At 46.8% G+C, this 17,413-nt stretch carries 18 protein-coding genes; 11 read left to right on the forward strand and 7 right to left on the reverse strand.

Annotation, left to right across the window (positions count from 1 at the left end; translation table 11 throughout):
* The first annotated feature begins 93 nt into the window (after positions 1 to 93).
* The 7 genes from H8L47_RS00630 (at position 94) to H8L47_RS00660 (ending at position 9,227) form a co-directional block, all read left to right on the forward strand.
* A complete protein-coding gene (locus tag H8L47_RS00630; RefSeq protein ID WP_370868591.1) occupies positions 94 to 1,266 on the forward strand; it encodes a branched-chain amino acid ABC transporter substrate-binding protein in 1,173 nt (390 codons plus the stop codon).
* Between the two features lie 92 nt (positions 1,267 to 1,358).
* Positions 1,359 to 2,306: a branched-chain amino acid ABC transporter permease gene (locus tag H8L47_RS00635; RefSeq protein ID WP_186951313.1), complete on the forward strand. Its 948-nt coding sequence runs from the start codon at positions 1,359 to 1,361 to the stop codon at positions 2,304 to 2,306.
* 4 nt (positions 2,307 to 2,310) lie between these two features.
* Complete coding sequence (locus tag H8L47_RS00640) at positions 2,311 to 3,597, forward strand: branched-chain amino acid ABC transporter permease (protein ID WP_186951314.1); 1,287 nt, start codon at positions 2,311 to 2,313, stop codon at positions 3,595 to 3,597.
* Positions 3,594 to 4,358, forward strand: coding sequence for an ABC transporter ATP-binding protein (locus tag H8L47_RS00645; protein ID WP_186951315.1), 765 nt, complete (start codon positions 3,594 to 3,596; stop codon positions 4,356 to 4,358). The genes H8L47_RS00640 and H8L47_RS00645 overlap by 4 nt, the downstream gene beginning before the upstream one ends.
* Positions 4,355 to 5,065, forward strand: coding sequence for an ABC transporter ATP-binding protein (locus tag H8L47_RS00650; RefSeq protein WP_186951316.1), 711 nt, complete (start codon positions 4,355 to 4,357; stop codon positions 5,063 to 5,065). Before H8L47_RS00645 ends, H8L47_RS00650 begins: the two co-directional genes overlap by 4 nt.
* A 240-nt stretch (positions 5,066 to 5,305) precedes the next feature.
* The gene (locus H8L47_RS00655) at positions 5,306 to 7,384 is read left to right on the forward strand and encodes a 3-hydroxyacyl-CoA dehydrogenase NAD-binding domain-containing protein (RefSeq protein ID WP_186951317.1); all 2,079 of its coding nucleotides are present in this window, start codon (positions 5,306 to 5,308) and stop codon (positions 7,382 to 7,384) included.
* 241 nt (positions 7,385 to 7,625) lie between these two features.
* Positions 7,626 to 9,227: an ABC-F family ATPase gene (locus tag H8L47_RS00660; RefSeq protein WP_186951318.1), complete on the forward strand. Its 1,602-nt coding sequence runs from the start codon at positions 7,626 to 7,628 to the stop codon at positions 9,225 to 9,227.
* Positions 9,228 to 9,335: 108 nt separating this feature from the next.
* Here H8L47_RS00660 and H8L47_RS00665 read toward each other — a convergent pair whose 3' ends face one another.
* The 5 genes from H8L47_RS00665 to H8L47_RS00685 form a co-directional block, all read right to left on the reverse strand.
* Complete coding sequence (locus tag H8L47_RS00665; protein ID WP_186951319.1) at positions 9,336 to 9,881, reverse strand: hypothetical protein; 546 nt, start codon at positions 9,879 to 9,881, stop codon at positions 9,336 to 9,338.
* A gap of 111 nt (positions 9,882 to 9,992) precedes the next feature.
* Positions 9,993 to 10,262 (reverse strand): hypothetical protein, encoded by a 270-nt coding sequence (locus H8L47_RS00670; RefSeq protein WP_186951320.1) that lies wholly within the window; start codon positions 10,260 to 10,262, stop codon positions 9,993 to 9,995.
* Positions 10,263 to 10,265: 3 nt separating this feature from the next.
* Entirely contained in the window at positions 10,266 to 12,155 is a 1,890-nt protein-coding gene (feoB, locus tag H8L47_RS00675) for a ferrous iron transporter B (protein WP_305260093.1), read from the reverse strand.
* On the reverse strand, positions 12,155 to 12,481 hold the full coding sequence (locus H8L47_RS00680) for a FeoA family protein (protein ID WP_186951321.1): 327 nt from the start codon (positions 12,479 to 12,481) through the stop codon (positions 12,155 to 12,157). The genes feoB and H8L47_RS00680 overlap by 1 nt, the downstream gene beginning before the upstream one ends.
* A 439-nt stretch (positions 12,482 to 12,920) precedes the next feature.
* On the reverse strand, positions 12,921 to 13,418 hold the full coding sequence (locus H8L47_RS00685) for a DUF1579 domain-containing protein (RefSeq protein WP_186951322.1): 498 nt from the start codon (positions 13,416 to 13,418) through the stop codon (positions 12,921 to 12,923).
* A gap of 99 nt (positions 13,419 to 13,517) precedes the next feature.
* Here H8L47_RS00685 and H8L47_RS00690 point away from each other — a divergent pair, with 99 nt between their 5' ends.
* The 4 genes from H8L47_RS00690 to H8L47_RS00705 all read left to right on the forward strand — a co-directional run bounded on the left by H8L47_RS00690 (position 13,518) and on the right by H8L47_RS00705 (position 16,309).
* The gene (locus H8L47_RS00690) at positions 13,518 to 14,471 is read left to right on the forward strand and encodes a helix-turn-helix transcriptional regulator (protein WP_186951323.1); all 954 of its coding nucleotides are present in this window, start codon (positions 13,518 to 13,520) and stop codon (positions 14,469 to 14,471) included.
* A gap of 142 nt (positions 14,472 to 14,613) precedes the next feature.
* Positions 14,614 to 14,877 carry a hypothetical protein gene (locus tag H8L47_RS00695; protein WP_186951324.1) on the forward strand — a complete coding sequence of 88 codons (264 nt, stop codon included), beginning with the start codon at positions 14,614 to 14,616 and terminating at the stop codon, positions 14,875 to 14,877.
* A 457-nt stretch (positions 14,878 to 15,334) separates the two neighbouring features.
* Complete coding sequence (locus H8L47_RS00700) at positions 15,335 to 15,568, forward strand: hypothetical protein (protein WP_186951325.1); 234 nt, start codon at positions 15,335 to 15,337, stop codon at positions 15,566 to 15,568.
* A gap of 180 nt (positions 15,569 to 15,748) precedes the next feature.
* Entirely contained in the window at positions 15,749 to 16,309 is a 561-nt protein-coding gene (locus H8L47_RS00705) for an HNH endonuclease (protein WP_186951326.1), read from the forward strand.
* A gap of 136 nt (positions 16,310 to 16,445) precedes the next feature.
* Here H8L47_RS00705 and H8L47_RS00710 read toward each other — a convergent pair whose 3' ends face one another.
* On the reverse strand, positions 16,446 to 16,898 hold the full coding sequence (locus H8L47_RS00710; RefSeq protein WP_186951327.1) for a MaoC family dehydratase: 453 nt from the start codon (positions 16,896 to 16,898) through the stop codon (positions 16,446 to 16,448).
* A gap of 16 nt (positions 16,899 to 16,914) precedes the next feature.
* Positions 16,915 to 17,376: a MaoC family dehydratase gene (locus tag H8L47_RS00715; protein WP_186951328.1), complete on the reverse strand. Its 462-nt coding sequence runs from the start codon at positions 17,374 to 17,376 to the stop codon at positions 16,915 to 16,917.
* Positions 17,377 to 17,413: the final 37 nt, after the last annotated feature.

Below are 17,413 nucleotides of genomic sequence, written 5' to 3' on the forward strand. Positions count from 1 at the left end.
CCTAACAATGAGAATACCGGAGAGAGACAAATGAAATTTACTTTACGTGCCAGCCTTGCTGCAGTCGCTTTAACTTTCGCCGTACCCACAGTGATGGCTGATACCATCAAGATCGCCTATATTGATCCACTGTCGGGTCCTTTTGCACCAGTAGGGCAAAACATTCTGAATTCCTATCAGTACATTGCTGATAAAGCCAACGCTGAGAAATGGGGTGGTGAACATAAATTCGAAGTTGTCGGTTTTGATAATAAAGGTAGTCCACAAGAGTCCTTGAATGTCCTGAAGACCGTCATCGACAAAGGCTTTCGCTACATAACACAAGGCAATGGCTCTGGCGTAGGCCTGGCTTTGCTGGATGCTGTCAACAAGCACAATGAGCGCAATCCTGGCAAGGAAATTGTTTATCTGAACCACGCTGCTGTTGATCCTGATATGACCAACAGCAAATGCAGCTTCTGGCATTTCCGTTTTGATTCAAATTCTGACATGAAAATGGAAGCGCTGACGACCTTCATGGCGGCTGATAAAAATATCCAGAAGGTTTACATCATAGGCCAGAATTACTCATTCGGTCATCAGGTAACCCGTGCCGCCAAAGAGTATCTGGCACGCAAACGTCCGGATATACAAATTGTCGGTGACGATCTCCATCCAATTGGTCAAGTTAAAGATTTCTCGCCTTATGTTGCGAAAATCAAGGCTTCTGGCGCGGATACTGTGATAACCGGTAACTGGGGGGCTGACTTGGCTTTGCTGATTAAATCTGCCAAAGATGCAGATTTGAAAGCCAATTTCTATACTTACTATGGTTCTACAACTGGTGTGCCAACGGCAATGGGCGCCTCAGGTATAGATCGTGTCAAGTATGTGGGCTACTGGAATGCGAACAACGAAACTTTTGCCGGCAAAGACATCATTGAAGGATTTAAGGCCAAATACAAGGATGACTATTATTCCATGGCGACGTACTCTGTTTTGGCAGCTATGGGACAAGCTGTCAAACAGGCCAAGTCTATTGAACCTGCCAAAGTGGCTATAGCCCTTGAAGGATTGAATTTCAAAAGTCTGAATGGTGAAGCCAGTATGCGTAAAGTTGACCATCAAATTCAGCAACCCCTGTATATCGCTACCTGGGTAAAAACTAACGGCAAGGATGTTAAATTTGATCAGGAAAATACTGGTATGGGCTGGAAAACCAATCAAAAAATCGATGCATTTGTTGCATCTCAACCATCTTCTTGTCAGATGAAACGACCAGGCTAATCTCTAAAAAAGAGAGTCGCTCCATGCGCACTCTCTTTTTTTTCCTATAAATAGTACGATCGTTCAAGAATTTTCTGAAAAGGATCTTTGCTGTGGAATTCACACTGATCACTTTGCTGAATGGTGTCAGTTACGGATTGCTGTTGTTCATGCTTTCGTCCGGACTGACATTGATTTTCAGCATGATGGGCGTACTCAATTTCGCTCACGCCAGTTTCTATATGTTGGGGGCTTATTTTGCTTATGCCATCAGTATCAAAATAGGCTTTTGGCCAGCTTTGGTTTTCGCACCTCTGTTGGTTGGTTTGCTGGGTGCTATGGTCGAGCGTTATGGTCTGCGTTCGGTGCATAAATATGGACATATACCTGAATTATTGTTCACCTTTGGACTTTCCTACGTGATTGTGGAATTGGTGCAATTGATCTGGGGACGCTCTACAGTGCCATATCCCATCCCCGCATCTCTGGATGGCCCTTTGTTTACCTTGTACACAACAACCTTTCCTATCTATCGCGGCTTCATGATGCTGGTTGCATTAGTGATGTTGGTATCGATTTATCTATTGCTGACTCGTACCCGCATAGGCCTGGTGATACAAGCGGCCCTCACACACCCCGATACCGTAGAAGCATTAGGGCACAATGTTCCCAGAGTTTTCATGCTGGTGTTTGGCGGCGGCTGCGCACTAGCTGGGCTTGCTGGTGTCGTCGGTGGTAATGCCTTTGTGACTGAGCCTGGTATGGCTTCCACCTTGGGTAGTATTATTTTCGTGGTGGTGGTGGTGGGTGGCATGGGCTCCTTGGCGGGGGCATTTGTGGCATCGCTGTTGATTGGCGTTTTGCAAACATTTGCCGTGGCACTGGATTATTCCTTCGTCACAATGTTTGCCAAATTGGGCATGGCCATTACCGCGAATGCGCCGGGCTATTCTTTGTTAAGTCTGACAATTGCTCAGGTTGCACCTATCTTGCCCTATCTTTTATTAGTCCTCATCCTGATTTTCAGGCCCAGAGGTTTACTCGGTACACGCGAAGGATAAAAAGATGAGCAAACCTTTAGTATTCAAACCCATCAACTTGGCGCGCTGGATCATCTGGAGCAGTTTTGCCATCCTGCTGATCCTGGCACCTATGATGTTTAACACCGGTGGATCATTGTCCCTGCTCTCCCAAATGGGGACGCTGATGATCTTCGGTCTTTCCTACAATATGTTATTGGGGCAAGGAGGGATGCTGTCCTTTGGACATGCGGTTTATTCCGGCCTGGGAGCTTTTTTCTCCATTCATGCAATGAATCTGATGACTGCTGGCAGCATGACTTTCCCAGTCAGCATGATCCCTTTGATCGGCGGTATTGCTGGTATGTTTTTTGGCGTCTTGTTTGGGTATGTCACGACTAAAAAATCAGGTACGACTTTCTCCATGATCACCCTTGGTATGGTGGAGCTGGTGTTTGCCTGTTCGCTAATGTTCCCGAGTTTTTTCGGCGGGGAAGGCGGTATTTCTACCAATCGCGTGATAGGGTCATCCTTTCTCGGCATCACATATGGACCACAAATCCAGGTGTACTACCTGATCGCTTTCTGGCTATTCATCAGCACCATCGGTATGTATGCATTTACGCAAACTCCATTGGGGCGCATCGTCAATGCTGTACGTGATAATCCTGAGCGGGTTGAGTTCATTGGCTACGATACGCAATGGGTGCGTTACCTGACGTTGATTTTGTCCGCTTTTTTTGCAGGTATTGCCGGTGGTTTATCGGCCATAAATTTTGAAATTGTGACCGCAGAAAATGTCAGTGCTATACGTTCAGGTGCAGTCTTGCTATTCACCTTTATTGGTGGTGTAGGCTTTTTCTTTGGCCCCATGATAGGGGCAATCCTGGGCGTGTTTTTGACCGTGATGTTGTCTGACCTGACCAAGGCCTGGCAATTATATTTAGGTGTTTTCTTCATCCTCATCGTCATGTATGCACCCGGTGGCATAGCAAGCATCATCATGATGAATTTGCGCGTTGCCAAGTTTGGCATGTTTAAACGTGTCTGGCCCAGTATGTGGAAATTGGTACTTGCAGCAACAGTGACGACAGCTGGTGTCATATTGGCAGTGGAAATGCTGTATCAACGCACTTTGGAAGCGACTCAAAGCGCAGTCATAGAGATGTTTGGTGTTTCCATAGATACGGCCAGTAGTAGCTGGTGGCTAATGACGATCATCGTTATTGCCCTGGGTATTTTTGCCTGCGCCAAACTCAAAGGAGGTTTTGCGCAACACTGGGGTGACGTCAATACTGAAATCGAAGAACAAATGCGGAGGGCGCAAGCATGACAGGCTTTTCGCTTGAATTAATAGATGTACGTAAATCATTTGGTAGTGCAGAAATCATCCGGGGAGCAAGTTTGCAGGTGCCAAAAGGCGAGCGCTTCGCCATCATTGGCCCCAATGGAGCCGGGAAATCTACATTATTCAATTTGATTTCTGGCCGTTTCCCGATTACATCCGGAGATATCTTGCTGAATGGTGAGAGCATCACTACGCTGAAGCCCTATGAAATCAATCGGCGCGGCTTGTCGCGCAGCTTTCAGATTACGAATATTTTTCATCGCCTGTCTGTGTATGAAAACTTGCGCTGTGCAGTGCTTTGGTCGCTAGGATACAAATATTCATTTTGGGACAGGTTGAATGGCTTGAAAGACGCGCATGAGAGGGCAGAAGCTGTTCTGGAGCAAATTGGACTCAAGCGCAGGCGCAACATTACGGCTGGCTTGTTGACCTATGCCGAGCAAAGGGCATTGGAAATTGGTATCACTATCGCGGGTGGTGCCGATGTGATCCTGTTGGATGAACCGACTGCTGGCATGAGTCGCTCTGAGTCTGATGCAGCAGTAGAATTAATACGTAAAGTCACAGTCGGTAAATCATTGTTGATGGTTGAGCATGATATGAGTGTGGTCTTCGGTTTGGCCGATAAAATTGCAGTTGTCGTGTATGGCGAAGTGATTGCTTGTGATACTCCAGCCAATATCCGCAACAATCAAAAAGTCAAAGACGCTTATCTTGGCGGTCATGCACCGGTGGAGGTTGAATGAGTTTGCTTACGATTAAGAATCTCAATGCCTACTATGGCAAGAGCCATGTCTTGCATGGAGTGGACATGCAGGTCAATGCTGGCGAAATTGTCAGCCTGCTGGGACGCAATGGTGTTGGTCGTTCTACGACGGTCAAGGCGACTATGGGGCAAGTGGATGCAACAGGTTCTATCCTCTTCAAAGGCGAGGAAATCATTGGACTTAAGGCCTTTCAGATTGCGCATAAAGGTTTGGGTTATGTACCTGAAAACCGCGATATTTTTCCAACTTTGACTGTTGAACAGAACTTGATGCTTGGTCAGAAGTCTGGTCGCACGACGGGCGATAAGCCACGCTGGAGCATGGAGGATATGTACCAGATGTTCCCGCGCCTGCGTGAACGCAGAAATACCCAGGCGGGGGTGATGTCAGGTGGTGAGCAGCAAATGCTGACACTGTGCCGTACCTTGATGGGCGATCCTGACCTGATCATGATTGACGAGCCGACGGAAGGCCTGGCGCCAAAGATCGTCGAGCTGGTGGCCGAGTATCTCAAAGAGCTAAAAAATCGCGGCATATCGGTTTTGCTGGTAGAGCAAAAATTGGCAATTGCGCTTGAAATTTCGCAAAGAGTGTATGTTATGGGTCATGGCAGCATCGTGTTTGAAGGTACGCCCGCAGAATTGCGGGTAAATGAAAACATCCGCAAGGAATGGCTGGAAGTGTAAAAGCATGTAATTGAAGCATTGAGACAGCTCCAGAAATTTTGGGGCTGGCCATTTTTATGACTACGCATCTCTGGTGCTATCGACTGGTATTTTGAATTGAATAAAGAAAAGAAAAAATTTTAAATTAAAATAATACGACCGTTCTATTTTGAGGTATAGTAAGTGGAGCTTCGCTTTTACACCCTGCTTTACAAATACTAAACTGGGAATTCATACAGCATTTCTATTATAGGAAGAGACATGAGCGCAGAATACCAAGTTAACGGCAATGTCGCCGTTATTACCCTGAACAATCCGCCTGTTAATGGTCTGGGTCATGCTACCCGTACTGCGGTGGTAAATGGCATGAAACAGGCACTGAATGATGATGCAGTGAAAGCTATCGTCATCACTGGTGCCGGTAAAGCATTCTCCGGCGGTGCTGACATTAAGGAATTCAACTCTCCCAAGGCATCTGCAGAACCTAGTCTGCATACTGTCATTAATGTGGTTGAGAGTTCTGATAAACCTGTCATTGCCGCTATTCATACGGTATGTATGGGCGGTGGCTTGGAACTGGCTCTGGGCTGTAATTATCGCGTCGCATCCAAAGGCGCACAAATTGCCCTGCCAGAAGTTAAATTAGGCATCTTACCGGGTGCTGGCGGTACGCAACGTTTGCCGCGCGTGTTGGGTTTGGAAATGGCTTTGAACATGGTTGTTTCCGGTACAGCGGTGCCGTCAGAAAAACTGGCCAAGACAGCGATTTTCAATGAAGTGGTAGAAGGCGATGTACTGGAAGCTGCACTCGCATTTGCGGCTAAAGTTGCTGATGTCCGTCCTTTGCCTAGAGTGCGCGATATCAAGATCGATTATCCGAACTATGAAGCGTATTTGCAATTCTCACGCAATACAGTGCGTGCCATGGCTGGCCCTTTCCCTGCACCTTTGAAATGTGTGGAAGCAGTGGCGGCCGCAGTTACCAAGAAATTTGATGATGGCATCAAGTTTGAGCGTGAACTGTTTGTTGATCTGGTGCAAACCACAGAATCCAAAGCCCTACGTCATGCCTTCTTTGGAGAGCGTGCTGCCAGTAAATTGCCAGACGTACCGGATGACACACCAACTCGCCCTATCAAATCCGTCGCCGTTATCGGTGCAGGCACCATGGGCGGCGGAATAGCCATGAATTTTGCCAATGCAGGTATTCCTGTGCAAATTCTGGAAATGAAGCAGGAAGCACTGGATAAAGGCTTGGCAACGATACGCAAGAATTATGAAAACACGCTTAAAAAAGGCAAGCTGACTCAAGAGAAATTTGATCAGCGTGTAGGCCTGATCACAGGTACTTTGTCGTATGAAGAGATTGCCCAGGCAGATATCGTCATTGAAGCAGTGTTTGAAGATATGGGTGTCAAGGAGCAAGTCTTCAAGAAACTCGATGAAGTCATGAAGAAGGGCGCAATTCTGGCGTCGAACACTTCAACACTGGATGTCGACAAGATTGCTGACTTCACTAAACGTCCTGAAGATGTTATTGGTACTCACTTCTTCAGCCCAGCAAATGTCATGAAATTGCTGGAAATCGTGCGTGGCAAGAAAACCACCAAAGATGTGCTGGCGACTGTGTTGGGCTTGTCCAAAAAAATCAAGAAAACTGGAGTGGTGTCCGGAGTTTGCGATGGTTTCATTGGTAATCGCATGATAGAACAATACAGCCGTCAGGCAGGTTTCTTGCTGGAAGAGGGCTGTACACCTGAACAGGTTGATAAAGCGGTAGAGAAGATGGGTTTTGCCATGGGACCTTTCCGTATGGGCGACTTAGCTGGCAATGATATCGGCTGGTATATCCGCAAGCGCCGTTACGTAGAAAAGCCACAAATTACCTATTCCAAAACAGCAGATTTGCTGTGTGAACTTGGTCGCTTCGGTCAAAAAACCGGTGCGGGTTGGTACGACTATAAGCCTGGCGACCGCAAAGCTTATCCTTCATCTATCGTGAATGACATGATCATCAAACACTCAGCTGACCTCGGTGTGGAGCGTCGCAAGATTTCTGATCAGGAAATCGTCGAGCGCCTGATTTTTTCATTGGTCAATGAGGCAGCCTATATTCTTGAAGAGGGTATAGCAACACGTGCGTCTGATATCGATATGGTATATCTGACAGGTTATGGCTTCCCATTGCACACTGGTGGCCCTATGTTCTATGCAGATACCGTGGGATTGCCAAATGTGGTCATGGCCATGGAGAAATATGCCAAAGGCCGTCATGGCGATGCCTGGAAGCCAGCACCTTTGTTGGCAAAGCTGGCTGCAGAAGGAAAAACTTTCAATTAAATAAACTTAATTGAAATGAAACAAGTGGCTTGTCTGAAGGAATTATTCTTCAGGCAAGCCATTTGCTATTGACAAAGAAGTAATCTCTCCCGGCAGCAAACTGTCAGTCTGCAGATATCCACCTTCCAAATCTCATAATTTCTCTATAAATCATGGGCTTGTCTGCGACTCGCCAAAAACACAATGCACCACAATGCTATAATGTGCGGTTAATCCCCATCTTTATTGCAAAAGGTTTTCTGTGCTTTCTACCGCTAATATCACCATGCAGTTCGGCCCCAAGCCGCTGTTTGAAAATATCTCTGTCAAATTTGGCGAAGGTAACCGTTATGGCCTGATCGGTGCCAATGGCTGCGGCAAATCCACTTTTATGAAGATTCTCGGCGGTGACCTTGAGCAATCTTCAGGCACGGTCATGCTGGATCAGAATGAGCGCCTGGGTAAGTTGCGCCAGGATCAGTTTGCGTTTGAAGACATGCGTGTGCTGGATGTGGTCATGATGGGCCACCTGGAAATGTGGGCGGCAATGTCGGAACGGGATGCGATTTACGCCAACCCTGAGGCGACTGACGACGACTACATGAAGGCTGCAGACCTGGAAGCCAAGTTTGCTGAATATGATGGTTACACTGCAGAAGCGCGTGCTGGTGAATTGTTGCTGGGTGTAGGCATACCAACGGATCAGCATCAAGGCGTCATGAGTGCAGTTGCGCCAGGCTGGAAATTGCGCGTCTTGCTGGCACAGGCGCTGTTCTCCAACCCAGATATTCTGTTGCTCGATGAACCGACCAATAACCTGGACATCAATACCATCCGCTGGCTGGAAGATATTCTGAACGAACGTAATTCCACCATGATCATCATTTCCCATGATCGCCATTTCCTGAATCAGGTATGTACGCACATGGCGGATATGGATTACGGTACCTTGAAAGTGTATCCAGGTAATTACGATGACTACATGCTGGCATCGTCACAGGCACGTGCGCAGCAAATGGCGAACAATGCCAAGGCCAAGGAAAAGGTCGCTGAGTTGCAAGACTTCGTTCGCCGTTTCTCTGCCAATAAATCCAAGGCGCGCCAGGCAACTTCACGTGCCAAACAGATTGATAAAATCAAGATTGAAGACTTCAAACCATCCAGCCGTCAAAATCCTTTCGTGCGTTTTGATGGTGAAAAGAAATTGCATCGTTTGGCAGTAGAAATGCAATCCCTGAGCAAAGCTTACGACAAGCCATTGTTCAAGAATGTCGATCTGATGGTCGAAGCCGGTGAAAGAATCGCGATTATTGGCGCCAATGGTATCGGTAAAACCACTTTGTTGCGCTGCATAGGCGGTGATGACATCACCGGGATGCATGCAGATTATGGTACGGTCAAATGGGCAGAAAATGCCAATGTCGGCTACATGCCGCAAGATCCTACTGAGGAGTTTGCATCTGATAAAAACTTGACTGACTGGATAGGTCAGTGGACGCAAGAGGGTGATGATGACCAGGCTGTGCGCTCCATTCTCGGTCGCTTGCTGTTTGGTGGTGATGACGTCAAAAAATCAGTCAAGGTTTTGTCTGGCGGTGAAAAAGGTCGCATGATGTATGGCAAGCTGATGCTGGGTCGCCATAATGTCTTGCTGATGGATGAGCCAACCAATCACATGGACATGGAATCTATCGAGTCGCTGAATATCGCGCTGGAAAAATATGCTGGCACTCTGATTTTCGTGTCACATGACCGTGAATTTGTTTCATCTCTGGCGACACGTATATTGGAAATCAAGGAAAATAAAATCATTGATTTCCAGGGTACCTATGAAGAATACCTGAGCAGCCAGGGTATTGAATAAAAGACTGTCGGTTAAAGAAAAAGCCAGGGTGACCTGGCTTTTTTTGCATGTGCAAATTTGGTGGTTGTTTGATAGGGGTATACCGTTGCCCAGTCAGGCTTTACTTGACTAAGTTTTGCCAAGTAATAAATCAAGTCTGTCACTCAGACTGCGTGCCATTTCTGGTCCCTTGGCTTTTTGCACTGCTTCAACATAGGCCTGCCTCAGTGCTCGAAAATCATCAATATTTCCTGCACGTTCCACTTTGAGTTGTAGTCCATAACCACGCAAGCCTATAGCACTCTTGATAGTTTCATTGTAGAAGTTGTACAGCGCCTGAAAGCGTTCTGCATCTGTCATTGTCGGTGTTGCAGGTTCTGGTGTTACTGCAGCAATTGCGGTGTTTTCAGCAATGCTCACAGGCGTTTTCGCCCCTGGTGTGTCGGGAGTTGCATCAGTTTGGATCCTGATCTCAATGATGAATTCCTGCTCCAGAAGTTCTTGCAGATTTTGCTCTGTCAAACCCAGGGCTGTCACTTTTTTCATGATCTCAGCGGCAGCTTGTTTACCGTCTATCATGACCAGTAAAGTACGCAATCTGGATGCCAGTTGATACTTTCTGGTAGTAATTTCTTCTCGACCTTTTTCGGTTTTGTCGTAGACGCTTGCATTCATATCCAGCTACGGCCTTTGCTTGTCTCAATATGTCAGAAATTGTTTCTGCATTCTTTTGAGGATACATCAATTCAGCCTGACTGCCAACGAAATGCGGGCGCAAGCCTGTTTTTATCCTTGCCTGGACGCGTTGCGGATGAGTTTTACAGGCTTTAATTCGGAAGATGTAGAGCAGGTGTCATTTGACGACGATGAGCAGTCGCTGCAGCCACCGCCACATCCTGCCGTCTGCCCGCTTGCTTTGGTAAGCAAGGGGGCAAGTGCAGGGACGCGGCCGGCGCTGAATTTCCTGATTTTTTCCTTGGTTGCAGCAGGCATCCATTTCAATAATAGATAAGCTGATGCCAGGGTCAGCAGCAGAACTGCGATCAGGTTTTGCATGTCTTATCTCCCCAGAAAATAGCTGGAAATATGGTATGTCAGGAAAGAAGCGCAATAGGCCAGAGCAAATAAATAGACAGCCATAATGACTGGATAGCGCCACGTATTGGTCTCGCGTTTGACGACGCTTAAGGTCGCTACACATTGTGGTGCAAAAACATACCATGCCAATAATGACAGGGCGGTTGGTATGCTCCAGGAATGAGCAATCAGCGGCTCCAATGCGGTATTCAGTTCATCACCTGTTTGTGATAGCGCGTATACTGTTCCAAGAGCTGCGACTGCAACTTCGCGTGCGGCTAACCCAGGTACCAGGGCAATGCAGATCTGCCAGTTAAAACCTATGGGGGCAAATACCACTTCCAGCATGCGGCCCATGTAACCAGCGAGGCTGTAATAAATCGGCGGTTGAGTTGCATTTTCAGGCGCACCAGGAAAACTGCTCAGGAACCACAGTAGTATCATCAGAGCCAGAATAATGGTGCCCACTCGACTGATGAAAATCTTGATTCTTTCCCACAAGCCCAAAAGCAGGTTACGTATATTTGGCCAGCGGTAGTCGGGCAGCTCCAGCATTAAAGCCTGTTGATGTACTTCGCTACCCCATTTCTTTTTGAAGAAATAAGCTACCAGCATGGCTGATACTATGCCGCCCAGATACAGCAGGAACAAGACCAGTCCCTGCAAATTCAGTATGCCAAATACGGTTTGATCGGGTATAAATGCAGCAATGATGAGCGCGTACACTGGCAAGCGCGCGGAGCAGGTCATCAAGGGTGCAATCATGATCGTCACCAGGCGGTCGCGCGGGTTTTGTATGGTTCTGGTTGCCATGATTCCTGGAATGGCGCAGGCAAAACTCGACAGCAATGGGATAAATGCGCGGCCAGAAAGCCCGACTTTACCCATGACTCTGTCCAGCAAAAAAGCGGCGCGAGGCAAATAACCCGAATCCTCCATGACAAGGATGAAGAAGAACAAGATCACGATTTGCGGCAAAAACACCAGCACACTACCCGCGCCACCAATCACGCCACTCACCAGCAGTCCTTGTAAAATTCCTGGCGACATTGATGATTCCACCAAGGCACCGGTAGCTTCAATCGTAGACTTGATCAAGTCCATCGGGGCTTGTGCCCAGGCAAACACCGCCTGGAACACCAGGAACATCAGGGAAGTGAAGATAATCGGGCCGATAGCTGGATGTAAAATCCAGCTATCCAAGCGATAGCTCAAACTGGCAGCGTGGTTGCTTGCTGCATCAGGATGCTGGGTAACACAGGCTTCGAGTACGGCGTTGGCTTGTTGTTGTAAACTCTCGGGACTCTGTTGGGAAAGCGCGTGAACTGTGAGATTGCCATTTGGTTGCAGCCTCTGTGCCAATACTTCCAGTTCAGTCAAGAGCGCATCGACCCCTTTGGGATCAACAGCTATTGTCTCGACGACTGGGATACTCAGGGCACCGCTCAGTGCAGCAATGTCGATATGGATATTGCGCTTTTTAGCAATATCCATCATGTTCACTGCCAGAATCAACGGCTGGCCCAGCGCCAATAATTCAAATACTACCCGCAGACCGCGTTTCAAATTGGTGGCATCGACCACGCAAACCACGGCATCAGGCATGCTTTCATTTGTGCGCTGACCAGTGACGACTTCTTGGGTAATTTTTTCATCGGGAGTGATGGCATGCAGGCTGTAGGTACCTGGCAAATCCAGCACTTGCCATTGACGCCCTGTATCTGAACGAAACTTGCCTTCTTTTCGTTCTATCGTGACACCTGCATAATTTGCTACTTTTTGCCGCGCACCTGTCAATCGATTGAAGAGTGCAGTTTTTCCGCAGTTAGGGTTACCGACAAGAGCAATGAGCGGAGAAAACAATTCTTTCACTATGTTCCTACTTTTTCTGAGTGAGTAATACTAAAGGGTGCAACGCCGGCAGCAACCCCTATCAGGGCTGCCTCAAAATTTCGCAATGCAAAGGTCGACTGTCCAATCCGGACTGCCAGTGGTTCACCACCAAAATAACCTTTATGCAATATCTTCACCGATTCGCCTTTGACAAAGCCTAGTTCTTTCAAACGACGGGTAATATTGAATAGGCTGTCGTCCTTCGTATCACCTTGTTCTTGCACATCTTCAATGACACCAGAGTCACCGACTTTCATCAGATTCAATGTGGTAGAAGTTGCTTGCTGTAATGGCAAACTGCTCATTGTTAAATTCCCGTGGCAAGAAAAACATGTAACTCTAAATGATAATGAGAATATATATCAATACCGATTATGTTTCAATCGCAATAAGCTGCTGGGACGGTCTGCCTTGCGCTTGTTCATATTTAAATTGAATTACTTTAGGTGAAAATTTATTCTTCTATTACATTTTTGACGACAAATTGCATGGTGCTAGTATAGGGAGGCGCTTGCTTAACGAGCCAATTACCCTTTGAGATGAGCAGCAATTCAGTAGAATTCAATTGTGGATGTTTGCAGGAGAGGACGTTGCACGACGTTTGTATGAGAACGCATGTTTGCTTTGACTGAAGAACTGACTTGCAGGTAATGGGGGCTAGAGTAAGGAATCTCCCGCCCACATCCACTACCGCTATCGCCGAGCATTCGTATTGAATAAGGCGGTGATGTTGTGTTTGCCTGCCTATGATTCCCTTGTAAAATCCATGACCCAATTGGTTTCCCATGTGACGCCACCATCAACTGAGAAAGCCTGCTCCCAGCGCGGTTGATCTGCGCTTGGAATACTCCATAAAAAACGCACTCGTATTGTGTGACCAGCAAATGTATCGTCAGCATAAAACTCACCAATACAATTCGTAAACCGACCCTGCATAGGCACATCCAGATGCGTAGGATAGCGGCCATCTAGCCACCATATAGACCATATACCTTTATCAGCGTCAAATGCACGCACAGTGGCAGCACGGTAGGCTCCATCTGGCATGTCAAGGAGGTTGTCATCCATATTGCCCGCGCCGCCCAGGATTTTGACGACCGAGGTATTGCCTCTAAACTCCAGCCATTCATGGCAATTGGCGAGTCGCTCCTTTAAGCGACGATGCTTCACCTGCCAGTTACCGATAAAAAAATCAAAATCGCCGATGCCAGAAACCTGGGTGGACTTGTTTGTTGAATTCATGTTTTCTCCTTGGTAGATATGCTCCGGTTGAAGCAATGACTCTAAGGATAATGAATATATAGGGCATAATATATCCTATTAAATGAGTAAACTTGGCCTATGCCTCAAAGCTATCATCCAACCACACGTGTACTGGCTTTGCTGGAGCTCTTGCAAAACCATGGGCAAGTTAGTGGCGGCGACCTAGCGCAGATGCTGGATATCGACCGGCGCAGTCTGCGTCGCTACATCGTCACACTAGAAGAAATGGGCATACCCATCATGACTCTGAGAGGGCGTCACGGCGGTTATTCCATCATGCCGGGTTTTAAATTACCTCCCATGATGTTTAATGAAGAAGAGGGATTTGCTATCTCCATTGCACTATCGGCCGCTCGCCAGATGAAGCTGTTGGATGTCGCTTCATCAATAGAGAGTGCAAGGGCAAAACTGCAAAGAATCTTGCCTGAGCAAATCAGGCAAAGACTGGCGACTTCAGATGCAGCGGTAGAGCTCAATCTTCAGTCAGCAACAACCCCAGCGAACAGAGAGGTATTAGCGAGGCTGAGTCATGCTGTCGTACATAAGCAATCCATCCATGTTCGATATCGCGGTGCAAATGAAGTGGAAAGCGAAAGATCGGTCGATGTTTACGGTCTGGCCTTTCATGCCGCATTCTGGTATTTCGTCGGCTTTTGCCATTTACGACGAGATATACGTAGCTTCAGGCTGGACAGACTACTGCATATCGAATTGCTGAACCGCCATTTTGATACTCCTGCCAATTTCAGCGTGCTCAGTTATTTGCGTAGTGCTGTCGCGACGATTCCACGCACCTATAGTGTGGAAGTTTTGTTGAAAACAGATATGAATAGCGCGCGCAAGCATCTGTCTGATGCCATTGCAGTGCTGGAGTATGCTGCTGAAGGAGTGTTGCTATACAACCAGTCAGATGATTTAAGCTGGTTTGCAAGGCAGCTGGCTTCCTTGCCTTTTGATTTCGAAATTCGAAAGCCTGCACAATTGCAGGAAGAGATCAGGAAATTGGCGAATCATTTATTAACTTGCTGTTAGTCAAAAAATCTAGTATGAACGCTACGCACAATATAATTTCCTCTTTAAATGAAGAAATTATTCTTATAAAGACTTGTTATTTGCAGAAAGCTATGCCACCATGGCATGGTGAAAAATAAAAAAATTTCAAAGTAACAAATATATGAATACTCGGATCACTTATCAACCGCTGAATCAAACAAGCTTTAGCCTCGCGGCGCAGGCAGGGCGTTTGCTGGGCAAGGGGATGGAGACAAATGAAGTAGATGATCTGACTGATGCCGCCGCGGATAGTTTTTTTGCCAAGACTATTTCTGCGCCCTTGCTGAACAGTAAGGCAGCTCCAGACCTTTGCGACCAGAATGGCGGCTGGGATCTGGCATTTCACATGAAGATCATGATGGACATTCGGGGTGCTAACCCTTGAAATCAGAAAAGCAGACAAGAAGCTGCTTACTGAATCGAGAGCTGAAAAGCCCGGATGCCATTAAAGCTCCGGGCTTTTTGCCTTTTATGGTTTTTAAAATTCCTGCTTTGACAGGTGCTTTTTAAAAACCCAGTAGTAAAACCCGCCGATTGGCGGTCGTGCCGGAAAACGCCGGATAACACGGGATTCTTTAACAATTCGGGAAGATGTATTGATAGGCCTTGCCAAGGCATGTTCGTAGCATGTCGCGGCAAGGGATATGCTGTGAATATTTTGTGATATTTACAACATGTTAAAAATGACTTGAGATCAGGTCATTTTTAACATGCTGGTGCGCTTCATTTTGCGATGAGGCCTATACTTTCGAACATGGATAACTCATTAATCGAGAAAAATATCCATGCCAGGTCGAAGTATGTAATTTGTCATCCTATAAAAACAAGAAAAATAGAAAATTATGTTTATGATTTATTGGTCCATCTCAAATGATGGACAAGAGCAGGCATGCGCCAGAGAGTTTGCCAATGACCGCATGGTGGATGCATTGCAGTTCACCGAATCTTTGCGTACAGAGCAGCGTCAGGGCGCAGCTATTCGCCATATCACCATGTCTTGTGAAAACCCGGATTCAGTCGGCCATGCAGGTGTTGCTGATGCTGGGCCTGAATATTCATGGAAAAAACGTCGTTAAACGGCGATAGACGTTTAGTCGTGAAAATTAAAACAATCATGCCTTACAGCATCAGCAATTCCTGTCTACAATGAAGAGTAGATTGCCGTAGTTTTTAGTCGCATGTCGATGTCATGTGCAGCGAGTTTTATCAGTCCGTCTTCCCAAATTGGAAAAACATCCCATACAAACAGGTGATGTATGCAACAAATATTGGTTTTGGATATAGCTGGAGTGCCGTATGACTGGATAAGTCAGAACGACGCTGCGACTCATTACGCTGCTAAAAAAGTGGCATGGGATATTGGTGATCAGGTCTTCATGCTGCGCGGTGGCTATAACAAGGATGGTGAACAATCCAGGATTTTCATCAAACCTATTATCTCTATACGTAATAGTGAACGCATGTCAAAAAACAGCCGTCACCACATCCCTTTGGGCGATGGTAACAGGCTGCTGTATGCCAGGGACAGGCATATCTGTGCATATTGCGGTGAGACCTTCCCTTATCAGGAGCTCTCACGTGATCATATTTTGCCAACCTCACGCGGTGGAAAAGATGTCTGGGAAAATTGTGTGACTGCCTGCAAAGATTGTAATCATGCAAAAGGCGACAAATTCGTGCATGACTTCAAGCCTTTGATCTATGTACCTTATGCACCTTGCCGTTTCGAGCACTTCATTTTAAGTGGCAGGAATGTGATTGCTGACCAGTTAGAGTATCTGTCTGCAAAATTACCCAGACATAGTCGCTTGCTGTAGTGAGCCAAGCATGGATCTTGCCGTATTGATGGATTCATGTCTTCCATGTTTAAATTTGAAGAATGCAGTTTGACTGCATTCTTTCAACTTATGTATTTCGTGGTAACTGCCTGCCCAAGTCTTTGCTTGACCAAGCTTAGTAGCAACGTGAAATGGATTCTGCCACACAGACTGGCTTATCTTGGCCCTCACGTTCTATCGTAACCTCCCAGGTGAATTGGGCGCCATCATTGATATCTTCGATTTCCAGTAATTTCAAACGTGCGCGCAGTTTGCTACCAACAGGAACAGGGGAGGGGAAGCGAACCTTGTTGAGACCATAGTTCACGCCCATTTTGACGTAAGTGAGTTTGATGGCATTAGCAACCAGCATGGGCAGCAAGGACAAAGTCAAAAAGCCATGTGCAATCGGCCCACCAAACGGGGATTCACGTTTGGCTCTTTCTACATCAATGTGTATCCACTGATGGTCGCCAGTTGCATCAGCAAAAGTGTTCACCCTTTCTTGACTGATTTCTACCCATTCAGAGTGGGCAACTTCCTGACCTATCAAGTCTTTTAATTCTGCAAGGCTATTGAATTCTCTCATTTTGTCTCCTCGTTTTTTAACCTGGACGGCGGCCAAACATTCCCATGCCAGCAATCGTGCAAACCAGCTTGCCTTCCTGGTTATAAGCTTTCCACAGGGTATTGATGACACCCCGGTCTGGTTTTGAGGCCGAGAGTTTACTACCCGTGGTCTCGGCTGTAACACTCAGAATATCACCAGGCCGCACTGGCAGTATCCAACGAATCTCATCAACGCCAGGTGAGCCCATGCTGCTTGAATTGGCCAAGAAGCCATCAACCACCATGCGCATGATCATGCCGCAGGTATGCCAGCCGCTGGCGATCACGCCGCCAAAGATGGAGTGACTTGCTACTTCTTTATCGACATGAAAAGATTGCGGGTCGAACTGCTTTGCAAAGCTGATGATTTCTTCTTCCGTTACTATACGCTGTCCCAGTTCTATGATCGTGCCGGGAACAAAGTCTTCAAAATACCAGCGATCTGTTTTGATACTCATAGTGTGTCCTCGTTGTTTCCTTATTGTTTTAAAGCGC

Origin of the sequence: Undibacterium umbellatum (assembly GCF_014284125.1) — a bacterium.
GTDB lineage: Bacteria > Pseudomonadota > Gammaproteobacteria > Burkholderiales > Burkholderiaceae_D > Undibacterium > Undibacterium umbellatum.